This window comes from Streptacidiphilus sp. MAP12-33, from assembly GCF_041261265.1.
Classification (GTDB): domain Bacteria; phylum Actinomycetota; class Actinomycetes; order Streptomycetales; family Streptomycetaceae; genus Streptacidiphilus.
Map to the genome: position 1 here is coordinate 48934 of NZ_JBGCCA010000001.1, position 14100 is coordinate 63033.

The following is a 14100-nucleotide window of genomic DNA, read 5'->3' on the forward strand; positions in this document are numbered from 1 at the left end:
GGCGGCGGACCGGACCGCCGCCGCGCGAGGCGAGCAGTTTTCGAGAAGCGGCACGGGCCACGCCGGACCTAGTTTGAAGACATGACCTCCATCGCATCCCTCACCCTCGACGTGGCCGACCCCGAGGCCGCGCGCCGCTTCTACGCCGAGGCCTTCGGCCTGGACGCGCGCCTGCGCGTACGGGCGGCCGAGGCGCCCAGTTCCGGCTTCCGCGGCTTCACGCTGTCGCTGGTCGTGGCCCAGCCGGCCGACGTCGACCTCCTCTTCGGTGCCGCCCTCGCCGCGGGCGCCACGGCGCTCAAGCCCGCGACGAAGTCCCTGTGGGGCTACGGCGGCACACTGCAGGCGCCGGACGGCACGATCTGGAAGATCGCGACCTCCGCGAAGAAGAACACCGGTCCCGCCACCAAGGAGTTCGACCAGCTGGTCCTGCTGCTCGGCGTCGCGGACATGGCCGCCAGCAAGCGCTTCTACGTCGAGCACGGGCTGACCGTGGCCAAGAGCTTCGGCCGCATGTACGCCGAGTTCGCCGCGGACGCGGACAGCACGGTCAAGCTCGGCCTGTACCGTCGCCGCGCCCTGGCCAAGGACGCGGGCGTCGCGCCCGAGGGCACCGGCTCGCACCGGCTCGCCATCGGCGGTACCACCGCCGCCTTCACCGACCCCGACGGCTACGCCTGGGAGACCGCTGTTCCGGCGTCCGCCGCAGCCTGACGGCGCACTCGGGCGGGCGCGACCAGGTAGGTGCAGCCGGGCATCCGGGCGGGTTCTGTCGGCGTTTCAACGGATTTGTGCCGATCTGCTTTCCTACCCTGGCTCCATGTCACCCACCCCGCGCACGACCGCCCAGCGCTACCCCGAGCGGGTCACCTACGACCGTGACGCCGCCTACGCCATCCTCGACGAGGCGCTGGCGGTCCACGTCGGCTTCGCCACCGACGACGGCCCCGTGGTCATCCCGACCCTGCACATGCGGGAGGGCGACGAGCTGCTGCTGCACGGCTCCGCGTTCGGCCGGTTCATGACCACCGCCGCCGCGGGAGCGCCTCTGTGCGTCACCGCGACACTGATCGACGGGCTCATCCTGGGACGGGCGGCCTCGCACCACTCGGCCGCCTACCGGTCCGTCATGATCTTCGGCCGGGCCGCGCCCGTCGAGGACGAGCGGCAGCGGGCCGACATGCTCGGGCGCATCGTCGAGAGCGTCGTGCCGGGTCGCCTGGACGGCCCGAACGCCGCCCGTCGGCCCAGCGTCGAGGAGGCCCACTACACGGCGGTGCTGACGATGCCCATCGAGGAGTTCTCGATGAAGGTGCGCGAGGGCTTCGCCCGTGACGAGCCCAAGGACGACGCGGTCGAGGCCTGGGCGGGCTTCATCCCGTTCACCCCCGCCCCCGGCCCGCCGGTCCCCGACACCATCACCGGTACCCGGTTCACCGCCCCCGCCTACGACCCCGCCACCCACCGCTTCCGCCAGGACGGCTGACGCCGGCAAACCGTTGGCGGGGATCACCCGGCTCTGCTGGACTACGGGCTGTCTGTCTCATCGTCAAAGTCCGTCCTGGGGTGGAGAGAACATGAGCAAGGAAGCTGCGTACGAGATCGCCGGGAACATCTGGCGCATCCCGGCGGCACCGTTCGACTTCGTCAACATCTACGCCCTCGTCGAGGACGACGGCCGGGTGACCCTGGTCGACACCGGGGTCAAGAGCTCGGCCGCCCGCACCGCGGCCGGTCTCGCGGCCATGGGCAAGTCGGTGCAGGACGTCCAGCGCATCGTGCTCACGCACGCGCACGGCGACCACGCCGGCAACGCCGCCAACCTGGTGACCGAGGCGGGCCTGGACGGCGTGGCGATCAGCGCGATCGACGCGCCCTTCGCCCGCATCGGCCAGGCCCCGCCACGGGACCAGACCACGCTCATGGGGCGGTTGCTGACCCGGATGTCCAAGCCGGGCAAGGACTTCCCCGCGGTGGTCGTCGGCGAGGAGTTCGCCGACGGTGACGTGCTGCCGGTGGCCGGCGGGCTGAGAGTCGTGCACACCCCCGGCCACACCCCCGGGCACGTCTCGCTGTTGCACGAGGACACCGGCGTGCTGATCACCGGCGACTCGATCTGGAACGTCCGCAAGTTCAGCTTCGGGGTCCGCGCCTTCTGCACGGACATCGCGCTGAACCGGCGCACCGCGCACGTGCTGGGCGAACTGGACTACTCGGTCGCCGCGTTCACGCACGGCCCGCACGTCGGCGAGAACGCCCGCGAGCGCGTGCGCGGCTACCTCGCCGACGCGGCGAAGAACGGCGGGTCGCAGGGCTCCGACGCGTCGTAGCGGCGCGGCCGCCGTCCCGGGCCGAGGAAGCCCTTTCGTGCCGGGTCCGCGCTGACCACGGCCGTTCCGGCTGTCCCGCGGTGTCCCAGAGGCCTCGTCGCGGGCGGCCGGGACGGGTGTCATGGAGTCACCCGAGCACGGAACCGTGAACCCCGAAGGGAACCACCTTGAAGCTCAGCAGCGTCTCCGGCCTCACCTGCCAGGTCGCCGACCTCGACCGCACCGTCGCCTTCTACGAGAGCCTCGGCTTCCGGATCGGCAAGCGCGACGCCGAACAGGCCACGTGCTACGTCAACTGGTTCTGGATCACCTTCACGGCCGCGGAGGGCCCCGTCGAGGCGCCCAGCGGCCCGACGGTCCACCTCAAGGTCGAGAACATCGAGGAGGCCCACCAGGGCCTGCTCGACGCCGGGCACAAGCCCGAGAGCGAGCCGGCCAAGCGGTCCGGCGGCGGGACCGAGTTCTCCCTGCTCGACCCGGACGGCTACCGGCTGGTCTTCTTCTTCAAGAAGTAGGCGCCCCGCGTCCAGCGGTCGGGCCCGCGCCGGTCTGCCGGCGCGGGCCCTCGGCTGTGGACGGGAGATCAGGGCTGGGCCGGCCCCTGCCCCTGCTCAGGCGCCTGGCCGGGCACCGGGCCGGGTGTCTGCCCGGGCGCCTGTGGACCCTTGAACGCGGCGCCGATGGTCTCCAGTCTGCCGCCCTCGGCGGTGAAGCCCAGGTAGCCCACCGCCACCGCGCCGAGGCCGAGCAGGACGGCCAGATAGGTGCCGAAGTCCGCGCCGGCGCTGATGAACGGGTCGTCCGCGGCGGGCACCGAGGGGTAGGTCAGCCAGCGCAGCAGCACGATGACCGTGGCGACCAGCGCCACCCCGCCGAACGCGGCCCAACCGCCGCGCAGATCGACCTGCCGTCCGAACGCGGGCAACGCGACCAGCACGCCGATCGCCAGCAGCATCAGCATCGGCAACCAGCCGCCGATGCCGACGCCCCAGGCGTTGCCGCTGGACGCGAATCCGTAGGTCACCCCCGGGTACACCGACTTCTCGGAGACCGAGTACCACGGCAGGAAGCTGTCGATGAGGGCCAACAGCCCGATGACGGCCAACACCCGGGAGCGGGTGCCGAGTTTGGTGAGATCCATGCCATCCTCCATCGCACGGTGGAGCGCCGATGTTCCATGCCGGTATCTGCCCGTTCCAGGCGGTCCCCCACCATGGACGAGAGGTCGGGAACCGGCGCCCCGGATCGCGGACGCCGCAGCGGCGAGGCGGGTGACGGCCTCGACGCGGTCGGCAGCCTCGGGAACCGCGGCGATGGCGACGCGCAGACGGGCCGCGGGCGGCTCCGCGGGGAAGCAGTGGCGGCCGGGGTTGACGGAGACCCGCTGCGCCGGGGCCGCCTCGGCGAGGGCCGCCTCCGGCAGACCGGGAGGAAACCGCCGTGACCGAGATGGCGGGCGAAGAGGGTCCGCAGGGTCGACAGCCTCGCGGCCGGCGCCCGTCGCCACGCGTCGGGCCGCCGGGCGGCCCGGGCCAGAGCGCCGCCGAACAGCCGGGTGAGCTGGAGGCTCTCGTGCAGGTAGCCGCCGGCGCGTCGCGAGGGTGCCCGCCGACGCGGCGCCGCGCGCTCCTCGGCGCGCTCGGACCCCGGCAGGAACGGCCACCCGGCCAGGGCCACGGGCCGAGCCGGAGGCGCGCGGGCCGCGACGGGCATACCGTGGCGGCCATGACCCATGTCACCGGCATCGGCGGATTGTTCTTCCGCGCGAAAGATCCCGAGGCCCTGGCCGCCTGGTACCACCAGCACCTCGGCATCCCGCCCGTCGGCGCACCGTCCGGCCCCTGGCACACGGGGGCCGGCGTCACCGCCTTCGCGCCCTTCCCGGCCGACACCGACTACTTCGGCCGCCCCGACCAGTCGTTCATGCTGAACCTGCGGGTCCGCGACCTCGACACCCTCCTGGGCTCCCTCCGCGAGGCGGGCGCCCAGGTCGAGGAACCCGCCGTCGACACGCCCTACGGGCGCTTCGGCTACGTCACCGACCCCGAGGGGAACCGCGTCGAACTCTGGGAACCCTCCGCCTGACCGACGCCGACGGCGCGGGTGGACGCCTCAGTACTCGCCCTTGATCACGAAGAACGAGCCGCGGATCACCCCGGCCAGCTTGGACTTCTGACGCGCGAACTTGAAGCGGTCCACCAGCTCCTCCGGCACCTCCATGCCGTCCGAGAGCTTGAACCCGACCGCGCGCTTCTTGCCGTCCTCGATGCCGTACATGACGTTGACCGACAGGCCGGACTCGTAGAACACGTAGGCCATCCGCAGGCCGTCGACCTCGAAGGAGGTCACCTCCAGCGGGCGAGAGGCGATGACGATGTCCCGCTCCTCGGCCAGGATCCGGTTCACCCAGGCGAGGGTCTCTGGGGCCGCGGCCACCTCGGTGACGGTGAACACGTGATCGAACTTGTTCTTGTAGTAGCGCGCCTCGTTGGCCCGCAGTCCGGCCAGCGCCTCCGCGACCGGGGACGACTCCAGACCGACGGTGGACACGTTCACGAAGTCGACGGCATACGGCATGCGTCCTCCTGACCCTGTTGGCGGCGATCCACCCAGGCCACGGTAACGGCCGATCCACCGCCCCGCCTTCCCGACCGGCCACGCCCCGCGCCGTCACACCGCCGCAGCGGCGGTCCGGCCCGGCAGCCGGAGGCGGCTGACGACGAGTTGCAGCAGCGGCGTGCAGACGACGGCGACGCCGAACCCGGCCACGGCGCCCAACGGCTGGACCAGGACCGCCACCAGGAAGCAGAAGGCCGCGAATCCCCACAGCCCCCTCAGCACCCCGCGCAGCGTGGCGGTGGCGGCCTGCGTCCCGCCCTGCGCCAGGGCGAACGCCGCGACGACGCTGGTCGCGATCGGGAAGGGCGCGAGCACGCCGGTCAGGTTCGGCCCGAGGTGTGCCGCCGCGGTTGTCACCGCGGTGACGAGCAGTGCCGTCACCGCGGCGCGCGCCGGCAGGTCCCACCACGGGGCCACTCGCGCCGTCGTCACCGGGACCGTCCCGGTGGCCGCCGTCCTGCCCTCGATCCGGGCCAGGGCCCGCGTGGCGAGGCCGGCCCCCACCAGGGCGAGCCCGAGCGCGACGACCGGCGGCACCGACACCTGCGCGAGGACCGCGTCCACCGCCAGGCAGACAAGCCATGCCAGAACCAGCGTGACCCACCAGTTGCGCGTGCGCGAGCCCCGCGACAGCAGGACGAAGACCACCGCGAAGACCGCCAGTGAGACCAGCCCGAGCAACGACGACGACGCGGCACGAGCGGCGAACCCCCGCCCACGCTCGAGACAGGTGATCGCGAGGATGGGCCCCGCCACGATCGGCAGCGCGACCAACAGCCCGGCGACCGAAGGACCCCACCGCCTCCCGGCCAGTGAGGCCCCGACCACGAGCCCTGGCGCGAGCAGCAACTTCATCATCAGCATCGACACCGGCGTCATGCTCGCACAGCCGCCAGCAACCGCGCACGGCCCGGAACAGCCCCGAACGGCCCTGGGCCGCCCCGCGTCGCGGGGCGGCCCAGGGCGGACGTACGACCGGCGGTCAGCCGGGGATCACTTGACCGTGACCGAGGTGGCGCCGGAGGTCGCGGCGGCGCTGGCGGCGTTGCCGCCGTAGCTCAGGCGCCAGGCGCCCGAGGCGTAGTCGCGCAGGTTGACGCGCACGGAGCCGTCGGTCGCGGTGCGGGCCCACTGCTCGGTGACCCAGGTGCCCGTCCCGGCCTTGCGGAACTGGACCTTGACCCACTGGGAGCCGTAGCCCTGCCACGTGCCGAGGTCCCAGTTGGCCCGGTTGAGCTTGCCCTTGAGGGTCACCGCGCCGCCCTTGTGGACCGAGGTCGCGTTCGCGGCCACGGCGAGCTGGTCGGCCCGCTTCCAGCTGAAGGTGGTCGCCTCCTGGTAGAAGGTGGTGTGGCCGTCCTTGGCGGTGACCAGGACCGCCACGCCCCACTCACCGGCGAAGGCGTTCGGGGGCAGGTCGCCCGGGTGGTAGCTGATCACCTGGGCGTGCTTGACGGTCTCGGTGGTGGCCGTCGTGGACGTGGCCGGGGTGGCCGGCCCCTCCAGCAGATCGGCCTTGGTCGGCAGGCCGGTCCTCCCCACCAGCGCGAGCGGGAAGGCGGCCAGACGGATGCTGCGGACGCCCTTGGCGTCGTAGGCGGTGATGTTCACGCCCATGGTGGTCTTCCCTGACACACCGAAAACGTTCGAGGTCCACGACGCATGGGTGAGGACCGGCCCGGGGGTCGCGGCGACGGCCGCGGTCGGCGCGGCGAGAGCCGCCAGCGCCAGGGCGCCCACGAGGACGGGGGCGGCTATGCGAGTACGCATGATGCTCCAAGGACGAAGGCCCGTCTCCATGACGGGATCGCGTGCGAGTCTTTATACGCCTGTCGTGATCACCCGCGCGGGCGGGGGTCCCCCAACGTTTCGTGCCCGTCGTTCGTGTCAGTCGGTGAAGGACCCGACCGACGACCCACGGAGGAACGCAGCGTGACCCCTGATCCGATGACCACCACCGGACCGTTCGCACGACGGCGCCTGCGCGGGTGGACCCGCCGCCGGGCCACCGCGGCCGCCACCGTCACGCTGGCCGTCGCGGCCGCGGGCGCCGTCCTGCCGAGCGCGGCGGCCGACGCGGCAGCCGGCGCCCCGCCGGCCGCGCGCCCGGCGGCCCACAGCGTGTCGGGTGGTTCCGTCAGCGCCCAGCAGATGGTCCGCCTGCTCACCGAGGTGCTGCCCGCGAAGGGCAGGAGCACGGACGGAACCGGCCGGGGCGTCAACGGCAAGGGCCTGCCCAGCCCTTACGGCAACGGCCTGTTCGAGCCGACCGCCCGGGTCACCTACGACGACGGGCACGGCCCGGCCGGCATCTGGGTGGACGTCACCCGCTGGAACCGGCCCGACACCCACCTGGAGCCGTTCACCTGCAAGACCCTGGGCCCGTCGGGCCGCGACCGCCAGTGCACGGTGGTGCGCCTGGCCGGCGGCGCCGTGGTCAACCTGACCCGGCAGGACTTCCCCAACCCCCAGGGCGGCTGGGAGCGGATCTTCACCGCCACCTACGCGCTCAAGGGCGGCGGCCGGGTCGTGATGCAGGAGTCCAACTCCGTCTACGACAAGCAGCCGGCGACTCGCGTCAACCCTCCGCTGACGCTCCCCCAGCTGGAGGCCGCCGCCACCAACCCGGTGTGGAAGAAGGTGGTCGCCGCCATCCCGGCGGCCGGCGCCCAGCCGAGCAACCTCAACACACCGTTCGGACCCGACGGGATCGGCGCGGTCTTCTACCGGCTGATCCCGGCCGGTTTCTCCATCTCCGGCACCACGGGCAGCATGTGGCCCGCGCCGGGCAACACGATGGTGCTGCGCGACGCCAAGGGCCGCGGCAGCGTCTACAACACGGACCTGAGCTCCCAGTCGACGACCTGGCTGCGGAACTGGTTCCACAAGCAGTACCCGAGCGCCACGGCCCTGCCGGGCGGCGGCCGGCTCGGCGTCAAGCGCGTCCCCGGCGACCACGCGGGCACCGAGCAGTACTGGGTCGCGGTGCTGCGCGGGCACACGATCGTCGAGGTCGTCGCCCTCAACAGCGTCGGCCCCAACGGCACCCGCACCCGCCCGACCCCGGTGCTCAGCATCGCCCAGCTGACCGCCATCGCCGAAAGCCCCACCTGGGGCTCGGCCACCTGATTCCCGACCGCCCTCTCGATCCCGGGGGCCGTCCCCCGACCCCCCGTGACCGCGGTCAGCGGGGGGACGGGGAGTCGGACCTGCGCAGCGCGGAGCGGCCCGCGTAGCGCGCCGAGGCTCCCAGCTCCTCCTCGATCCGGATGAGCTGGTTGTACTTCGCGGTGCGGTCGGAGCGCGAGAGCGACCCGGTCTTGATCTGGCCGCAGCCGGTCGCCACCGCCAGGTCCGCGATGGTGGTGTCCTCCGTCTCGCCCGAGCGGTGCGACATGACGGCCGTCCAGCCGGCCTGGTGGGCCGTGGTGACCGCGGCCAGCGCCTCGGTCAGGGTGCCGATCTGGTTGACCTTGACCAGAATCGAGTTGCCCACACCGGTGCGGATGCCCTCGCGCAGCAGGGTCTCGTTGGTGCAGAACACGTCGTCGCCGGTGAGCTGGCAGCGGTCACCGACGCGGGCGGTCAGCTCGCGCCACCCGTCCAGGTCGTTCTCGGCCATCGGGTCCTCGACGGAGACGACCGGGTAGGCGTCGATCAGCTTGGCCAGGTAGTCGGCGTGCTCGGAGGGGGTACGGCGCACCCCCTCGCCCACGTAGTCGTAGACCCCGTCGTGGAAGAACTCCGACGACGCCGGGTCCATGACCAGGCCGATGTCCGCACCGGGACGGTAGCCGGTGCGCTCGATGGCGGCCGTCACGAAGTCGAGCGCCTCCTCGGCGGTGCGCAGCGCGGGCGCGAAGCCGCCCTCGTCGCCGACGCCCGTGGAGTGCCCGGCCGCGAGCAGGTCGCGGCGCAGGGTGTGGAAGACCTCGCTGCCCATCCGGACGGCGTCGAGGAAGGTCTCGGCGCCGACCGGCGCGATCATGAACTCCTGGAAGTCCAGCGGGTTGTCGGCGTGGGCGCCGCCGTTGACGATGTTCATCATCGGCAGCGGCAGGAGGTAGGCCTCGGGACCACCGAGGTAGCGGTAGAGCGGCCGGCGGTGGGCCGCGGCGGCGGCCTTGGCCGTGGCGAGGGAGACGCCGAGGATCGCGTTGGCGCCGAGCCGGGACTTGGTGGCGGTGCCGTCGAGCGCGATCAGCGCGGCGTCGAGACCCGCCTGGTCCACCGCGTCCCGGCCGCGCACGGCCGCCGCGATCACCCCGTTGACCAGGCCCACCGCGCGGTCGACGCCCTTGCCGTGCCAGCGTGCGGCGTCGCCGTCACGCAGCTCCACGGCCTCCCTGGCTCCGGTGGACGCGCCGGAGGGGACGGCCGCGCGCCCCAGCGACCCGTCCGCCAGGACGACGTCGACCTCGACCGTGGGATTGCCCCGGCTGTCGATGATCTGACGGGCGAGGACGGACTCGATGGTGGCGTTGACGGTCCCGACTGCGTGTGCGGACATGGGAGTTCCTCCCCGTTGTTGGGTTCCGCCGGCCCGGCTGCGACGACGCTGGCGCTGGGCCCGACAGTCAAAACAATACAGCAATGCTGCTCAGTTCTGCTGTACAGCTTTGCTGTGCAGGTCACGCGGACGGCTCGGCCGGCCAGCGCGGGGTAAGGTGCCTTATGTCCACCCCGGAAGCCGCCGCCATCGCGGCCGAACTGCGCACGGCGATGGGTAAGCTCACCCGACGCGTCAAAGACGAGGACCGCATCCCCCTGGGCCAGGCCGCCGTCCTCGGCGCCCTCGACCGCAACGGCGCGATGACCACCAGCGACCTCGCCGCGGACCAGCGCGTGCGCCCCCAGTCGATGGCCCGGGCGGTCGGACTGCTCATGGACCAGGACCTGATCACCCGCCGCGCGCACCCCACGGACGGCCGCAAGTCCCTCGTCGAACTCTCGGACGCGGGCCGGGCCGCACTCGAGGCCGAACGCAGCCGCCGCGCCGGCTGGCTCGCCCAGGCCATCGAGGCCGAACTCACCGACGAGGAACGCACCCTGCTGGCCCACAGCACCGCCCTCCTGGAGCGCCTCGCCGCCCGCTGACGCCATCCGGCCACGCTCACCCGGAGCCGACGGATCCGCTCAGGCGAAGGCGACGACGGCGGCCATCCACTGGCGATCGCAGGTCCAGACGGCCGCGCAGGAGCCTGCGACGCTCACCTGCTTGTAGCCGGTGGCCAGTTGGTCGGCGTGACGAACAGGGTCGGCAGCGCGGTGAAGCCGTCCGTCCAGGTCGGCAGCGCGTCTCCCTGGACACCGGCGACGCCACCCGGGCCGGCCGGTCCACCAGCGGCTAACGACCCGGCTTCCGCATGTGGCAGCATTCTGCCGGAGTCGCGGGGGGCGCGGCACTCCGGCGCGGACGGGAACGGGGTCGAAGGTGCTCGACGAGAGCGAGCTGACGCAGCTGGTGGCAGCTGCCCAGTCAGGTGACCAGGGGTCATTGGAGCACCTACTGGCCAAGCTGCGGCCGTTGGTCATGCGGCGCTGTGCCAAGTTCCTGCCCCATCACGCCGACGCGGAGGAGGCCGCCCAGGACGCGCTGCTGTCCGTCAGCCGGCATCTGCACGAGTTCGGCGGGCGCGGCTCGTTCCTCGGCTGGGTCACGGTGATCGCGTCCAACGCCGCCAGGTCCACCTACCGTTCGATGCGCCGCCGCGCCGAGGACAGCCACGCGGTCCTGCCCGAGGACGTGGACCCCCGGACGACCAGCGTCATCGCGGGCACCCGGATCGACCTGATGGAAGCGCTGACCGCACTGGAGCATCAGCACCCGGCGCTGGTGGAGTCGTTCGTGCTGCGCGATCTCGGCGACCTGACCTACCTCCAGGTCGCCGAGACCCTCGACGCTCCCCTGGGCACCGTCAAGGACCGTATCCACCAGGCGCGCCGCTTCATGCGCGACCGCCTCACCGACAGCGTCTGAAGGCCCGGGTGCGCGCTCGGGCCGCCGTCACCGTCCTTGCCGCGGCCGCCGTGCTCGGCGTGCTGACCGGGCGCTTCGTCCTGCCCGCCCGGTCTCCGGCCCCGGCGGCACCGAAAGCGGCCCCCGGCCACAGCGTCACCGGGCCGAAGGCCGCCACCGGACCGAAGGCCGCCACCGGACCGATGACGAAGCGGAACCTGGTGACTGCGACGGCATTCACGGATGTCGGCGTCACCGGGCACATCTACGTGCGGGACCGGTTCGGCGACGGCAGCTACGGCAACGGGGACTGCGTCGGGGAGAGGACCCTCCTCCAGACCCTGGGCGGGACGGGCGCGTACTTCCGCGGCCTGATGACGTCCAAAGCCGCGTCGCCCGACGACCCCACCATCGCCCTCGGCGAGTCCACGCAGATCGCCCGGGAGATCGCCGCGGACGCCGGGACCGCGGCGCTGGCACAGAACTTCACCGAACGCCTGGTACTGGAGGAGGTGCCCTGCCAGGACGAGCCGCCCACCCACTGGGTCTACGGGCCGACGCACACCCTCACTCTCGCACCGGGCGTCAGCGCGAGCTGGATGGGCATCTACGAGGGGACCCTGAACACCACCGGAACCGCACCGCCCGGCCGGGAGCCGTGCGGCGGCATCTCGTTCCTGCGCAGCGGCTCGCACTACGCGATCCTGGACGTCGACGCCTGCCTGGGCACGCGTGCCATGACGGCACTGGTCCGCACCGCCGTGTCACAGCTCTGAAACAGCGGCCGGCCGGTCCAACTTCTCTCGAAGGGCCGACATCTCCCCGGTTGTACGAGGGCGCAGAGCGCGCCCCGACGACCAGGGGGATGAGATGTCCGACAACCAGACGACCCGCCAGAAGTTCTCCCGTCGCGGCCGTGTCGCGGCAGCCGTGTCCTGCGTCGCCGCCGCCCTCCTCGCGGTGGGCGCCTCCGTCCAGCCCGCGTCGGCCGACGCGAGCGCGCACGCGACGCACCGCTCGGCCGTCTCCGCGCCGGTGGCCGCCCCTGCGCTCGCCACGCCCGGCCTCGGCTCGCAGAACCTGATCCAGAGCGGCGACTTCTTCCAGCAGGGTCTGGCCCCGGTGGCCGCGACGTTCGGCCTGGCCGGGAAGCAGGGCCTCTCGGCGTGCTCGGGCGAGGAGACCATGCGGGTGCTGACCAAGGGGCGGGCGACCGGCTACGCCGACGTCATCTGGACCTTCGACACCCGCGCCGGCCTGCTGACCGAGTCCACCGCGGAGGGCTCCACCGTCGCCTCGGCGACCTCGTACGAGAAGCAGCTCAACGCGCTCGTGAGCAGCTGCCGGAAGGAGCCGGCCGGCCACTGGTACTACGGCGCCCCGCGGGCGCTCACCGTCCCCGGCGGCGAGGGCCGCTGGTACCCGGCCTACAACGGCGACGGCGTGGCGTCCGGCGGCACCGCCGTCGTCCGCAGCGGCCGGCGCGTCGCCATCGTCGAGCTGACCGGAGCGCCGAGCAACGACCCGGGCTCCGTCAAGGGCATCGCCGCCGCCGCCATCCACCGCCTGGCCGGCTGACCCGTCGCCACGCCGCGGCCCCCGCCGATCCGGCGCGGGCCGCCGACGCGGCCGGACCCGACAGCGCTGACCGCTGCTTCACAGCCGTGACAGAGCGCTCCGGACGACGCGGTTCCTCGCGGCCGTCCCCAGGCAGGCGTCAATCTCCAGCACCCCGTAATGGGAACCGCTGCGCAGCACGGCCAGGCCGCCGCAGGGCTCCCTGCCCTCGGGCGCTGTACCGGTGGTGTTGAGGGTTCCCCGGTAGTAGCCCATCCGGCCCGCGGTGACGTCCGGGGCGAGCGGCAGCGTCACGGTCCTTCCGTAGGCCCGGTGCCCCGGCGGCGCCGTCTGGCCAGCCGGAGGCCGAGGACGAGCGCGCGGGCGCGGGCGCGGGCGCGGGCGCCGAGACGGACGTGCCCGCGGTCGCGGGAGTGGCAGCGCCGGGGGGCGGTGGCAGCACGAAACTCCAGCCCGCCGAAGGGGAGTTCCACACGCCCGCCGAGTCCGGCAGAATGCTGCCACATGCGCAAACTCGGTCGTTACCTCCTCGTGGAGCGGCTCGGTGCCGGCTCCTTCGCGACGGTGTGGAAGGCTTACGATCCGGAGCTCGACACCGACGTCGCGGTGAAAGTGCTGGCCGAGAACTGGGCCGCCAACGCCGACGTACGCGAGCGGTTCCTGGCCGAGGCGAGGCTGCTGCGCAAGATCGCCAGCCCGCGGGTGGTCCGGGTGCACGACGTCGGAGTGCAGGAGGACCGGCCCTACTTCGTCATGGACTACGTACGCGGCGGCACCCTGGCGGACCGGGTCGGGCACTGCGACCCGCAGGAGGCGCTGCGGCTGGCCGCGGAGGCGGGCTACGCGGTTCATGTCCTGCACGAGGCGGGCGTGGTGCACCGCGACGTCAAGCCGTCCAACCTGCTGCTCGCCGCCGGCCCCGGTCCCGCCCGGGTGCTGGTGGCGGATCTGGGCAGCGCGAAGCAACTGGCCGACGCGTCCGGGCTGACGGTGACCACGGGCACGCCCGCTTACATGGCCCCGGAACAGGCCTTCCAGACCGGCGGCTTCGACGGGAGGGCCGACGTGTACGCGCTGGCCGTCGTGGCCTACGAGCTGCTGACCGGGCAGAAGCCCTTCGGCCCGGGCGGACGCGCCACGGCCCTGATGACCGACCAGCCGACCGCGTCGACGCTGCCGGCGCTCCCGGCCGGAACGGAGCTCCCACCGCACGTCGCCCTGCTGCTGCGGGCCGCGATGTCGATCGAGCCGGCGGACCGACCGGCGACCGCCCAGGCCTTCGCAGACGCGCTGCTGACCCCGCTCCCGCAGCCCCAGGCCCAGGCCCAGGCCCAGGCGACCGAGCCCGAACTCCCGCAACGTTCTCGGCAGCTGAGCCTGCGGGCGGTCTGTCTGGCGTCGGGCGCGGTGTTCACGGCGACGACCCTTTTGAGCTGGCTCTACCGTTGAGCCTGAGGCGGACTCCGGCCGAACGGCGCGCGGGCCGAACAGGGTTTGTCACGGGTCTGGAACAGCCGCCCAGGCCTCCAACCTTTCCGGTGCGGTCGGCATCTCCCCGGTTGCGTGAGGGCGCAGCAGCACTCGTCTTCGCGTGACGCACAGGGAACTCACGAG

Annotated in this window: 17 protein-coding genes; 11 read left to right on the forward strand and 6 right to left on the reverse strand. The window is 72.8% G+C overall.

Features of this window, described 5'->3' with window-relative positions:
• Positions 1-81: 81 nt before the first annotated feature.
• From ABH931_RS00240 to ABH931_RS00255, 4 genes are all read left to right on the forward strand, one after another.
• On the forward strand, positions 82-714 hold the full coding sequence (locus ABH931_RS00240) for a glyoxalase (protein ID WP_370108615.1): 633 nt from the start codon (positions 82-84) through the stop codon (positions 712-714).
• Between the two features lie 106 nt (positions 715-820).
• Entirely contained in the window at positions 821-1486 is a 666-nt protein-coding gene (locus tag ABH931_RS00245; RefSeq protein WP_370108617.1) for a pyridoxamine 5'-phosphate oxidase family protein, read from the forward strand.
• Positions 1487-1577: 91 nt separating this feature from the next.
• The gene (locus ABH931_RS00250; protein ID WP_370108619.1) at positions 1578-2330 is read left to right on the forward strand and encodes an MBL fold metallo-hydrolase; all 753 of its coding nucleotides are present in this window, start codon (positions 1578-1580) and stop codon (positions 2328-2330) included.
• A 167-nt stretch (positions 2331-2497) separates the two neighbouring features.
• A complete protein-coding gene (locus ABH931_RS00255) occupies positions 2498-2845 on the forward strand; it encodes a VOC family protein (protein WP_370108621.1) in 348 nt (115 codons plus the stop codon).
• Between the two features lie 68 nt (positions 2846-2913).
• Here the strand turns inward: ABH931_RS00255 and ABH931_RS00260 are convergent, their stop codons facing one another.
• The gene (locus ABH931_RS00260) at positions 2914-3471 is read right to left on the reverse strand and encodes a hypothetical protein (RefSeq protein ID WP_370108623.1); all 558 of its coding nucleotides are present in this window, start codon (positions 3469-3471) and stop codon (positions 2914-2916) included.
• Positions 3472-4055: 584 nt separating this feature from the next.
• Here ABH931_RS00260 and ABH931_RS00265 point away from each other — a divergent pair.
• Positions 4056-4415, forward strand: a complete 360-nt coding sequence (locus ABH931_RS00265; RefSeq protein ID WP_370108624.1) for a VOC family protein — start codon at positions 4056-4058, stop codon at positions 4413-4415.
• Positions 4416-4442: 27 nt separating this feature from the next.
• On the opposite strand, the gene ABH931_RS00270 is transcribed toward ABH931_RS00265, so the two are convergent.
• The 3 genes from ABH931_RS00270 to ABH931_RS00280 all read right to left on the reverse strand — a co-directional run bounded on the left by ABH931_RS00270 (position 4443) and on the right by ABH931_RS00280 (position 6719).
• Positions 4443-4907 (reverse strand): phage tail protein, encoded by a 465-nt coding sequence (locus ABH931_RS00270; protein WP_370108626.1) that lies wholly within the window; start codon positions 4905-4907, stop codon positions 4443-4445.
• 93 nt (positions 4908-5000) lie between these two features.
• Complete coding sequence (locus ABH931_RS00275; RefSeq protein WP_370108628.1) at positions 5001-5819, reverse strand: hypothetical protein; 819 nt, start codon at positions 5817-5819, stop codon at positions 5001-5003.
• A gap of 123 nt (positions 5820-5942) precedes the next feature.
• The gene (locus ABH931_RS00280) at positions 5943-6719 is read right to left on the reverse strand and encodes a hypothetical protein (protein ID WP_370108630.1); all 777 of its coding nucleotides are present in this window, start codon (positions 6717-6719) and stop codon (positions 5943-5945) included.
• Between the two features lie 162 nt (positions 6720-6881).
• On the opposite strand from ABH931_RS00280, the gene ABH931_RS00285 reads away from it, so the two are divergent.
• Complete coding sequence (locus ABH931_RS00285) at positions 6882-8078, forward strand: hypothetical protein (protein ID WP_370108631.1); 1197 nt, start codon at positions 6882-6884, stop codon at positions 8076-8078.
• Positions 8079-8133: 55 nt separating this feature from the next.
• Here ABH931_RS00285 and eno read toward each other — a convergent pair whose 3' ends face one another.
• Complete coding sequence (eno, locus tag ABH931_RS00290; RefSeq protein WP_370108633.1) at positions 8134-9459, reverse strand: phosphopyruvate hydratase; 1326 nt, start codon at positions 9457-9459, stop codon at positions 8134-8136.
• A 164-nt stretch (positions 9460-9623) separates the two neighbouring features.
• Here eno and ABH931_RS00295 point away from each other — a divergent pair, with 164 nt between their 5' ends.
• From ABH931_RS00295 to ABH931_RS00310, 4 genes are all read left to right on the forward strand, one after another.
• Complete coding sequence (locus tag ABH931_RS00295; RefSeq protein WP_370108634.1) at positions 9624-10046, forward strand: MarR family winged helix-turn-helix transcriptional regulator; 423 nt, start codon at positions 9624-9626, stop codon at positions 10044-10046.
• A 337-nt stretch (positions 10047-10383) separates the two neighbouring features.
• Positions 10384-10929 carry an RNA polymerase sigma factor gene (locus ABH931_RS00300; protein ID WP_370108635.1) on the forward strand — a complete coding sequence of 182 codons (546 nt, stop codon included), beginning with the start codon at positions 10384-10386 and terminating at the stop codon, positions 10927-10929.
• An 8-nt stretch (positions 10930-10937) separates the two neighbouring features.
• Positions 10938-11684, forward strand: a complete 747-nt coding sequence (locus ABH931_RS00305) for a hypothetical protein (RefSeq protein WP_370108637.1) — start codon at positions 10938-10940, stop codon at positions 11682-11684.
• Positions 11685-11778: 94 nt separating this feature from the next.
• Positions 11779-12486, forward strand: a complete 708-nt coding sequence (locus ABH931_RS00310) for a hypothetical protein (RefSeq protein ID WP_370108640.1) — start codon at positions 11779-11781, stop codon at positions 12484-12486.
• 78 nt (positions 12487-12564) lie between these two features.
• On the opposite strand, the gene ABH931_RS00315 is transcribed toward ABH931_RS00310, so the two are convergent.
• Positions 12565-12780 (reverse strand): hypothetical protein, encoded by a 216-nt coding sequence (locus ABH931_RS00315; RefSeq protein WP_370108642.1) that lies wholly within the window; start codon positions 12778-12780, stop codon positions 12565-12567.
• A gap of 210 nt (positions 12781-12990) precedes the next feature.
• On the opposite strand from ABH931_RS00315, the gene ABH931_RS00320 reads away from it, so the two are divergent.
• Entirely contained in the window at positions 12991-13935 is a 945-nt protein-coding gene (locus tag ABH931_RS00320) for a serine/threonine-protein kinase (protein ID WP_370108643.1), read from the forward strand.
• The last annotated feature ends 165 nt before the right edge of the window (positions 13936-14100 follow it).

Bases quoted from the DNA above. Each gene is read 5' to 3' on its own strand.
- ABH931_RS00240 (WP_370108615.1), top strand. From the start codon at position 82: ATGACCTCCATCGCATCCCTCACCCTCGACGTGGCCGACCCCGAGGCC.
- ABH931_RS00245 (WP_370108617.1), top strand. From the start codon at position 821: ATGTCACCCACCCCGCGCACGACCGCCCAGCGCTACCCCGAGCGGGTC.
- ABH931_RS00250 (WP_370108619.1), top strand. From the start codon at position 1,578: ATGAGCAAGGAAGCTGCGTACGAGATCGCCGGGAACATCTGGCGCATC.
- ABH931_RS00260 (WP_370108623.1), bottom strand. From the start codon at position 3,471: ATGGATCTCACCAAACTCGGCACCCGCTCCCGGGTGTTGGCCGTCATC.
- ABH931_RS00265 (WP_370108624.1), top strand. From the start codon at position 4,056: ATGACCCATGTCACCGGCATCGGCGGATTGTTCTTCCGCGCGAAAGAT.
- ABH931_RS00270 (WP_370108626.1), bottom strand. From the start codon at position 4,907: ATGCCGTATGCCGTCGACTTCGTGAACGTGTCCACCGTCGGTCTGGAG.
- ABH931_RS00280 (WP_370108630.1), bottom strand. From the start codon at position 6,719: ATGCGTACTCGCATAGCCGCCCCCGTCCTCGTGGGCGCCCTGGCGCTG.
- eno (WP_370108633.1), bottom strand. From the start codon at position 9,459: ATGTCCGCACACGCAGTCGGGACCGTCAACGCCACCATCGAGTCCGTC.
- ABH931_RS00295 (WP_370108634.1), top strand. From the start codon at position 9,624: ATGTCCACCCCGGAAGCCGCCGCCATCGCGGCCGAACTGCGCACGGCG.
- ABH931_RS00310 (WP_370108640.1), top strand. From the start codon at position 11,779: ATGTCCGACAACCAGACGACCCGCCAGAAGTTCTCCCGTCGCGGCCGT.
- ABH931_RS00320 (WP_370108643.1), top strand. From the start codon at position 12,991: ATGCGCAAACTCGGTCGTTACCTCCTCGTGGAGCGGCTCGGTGCCGGC.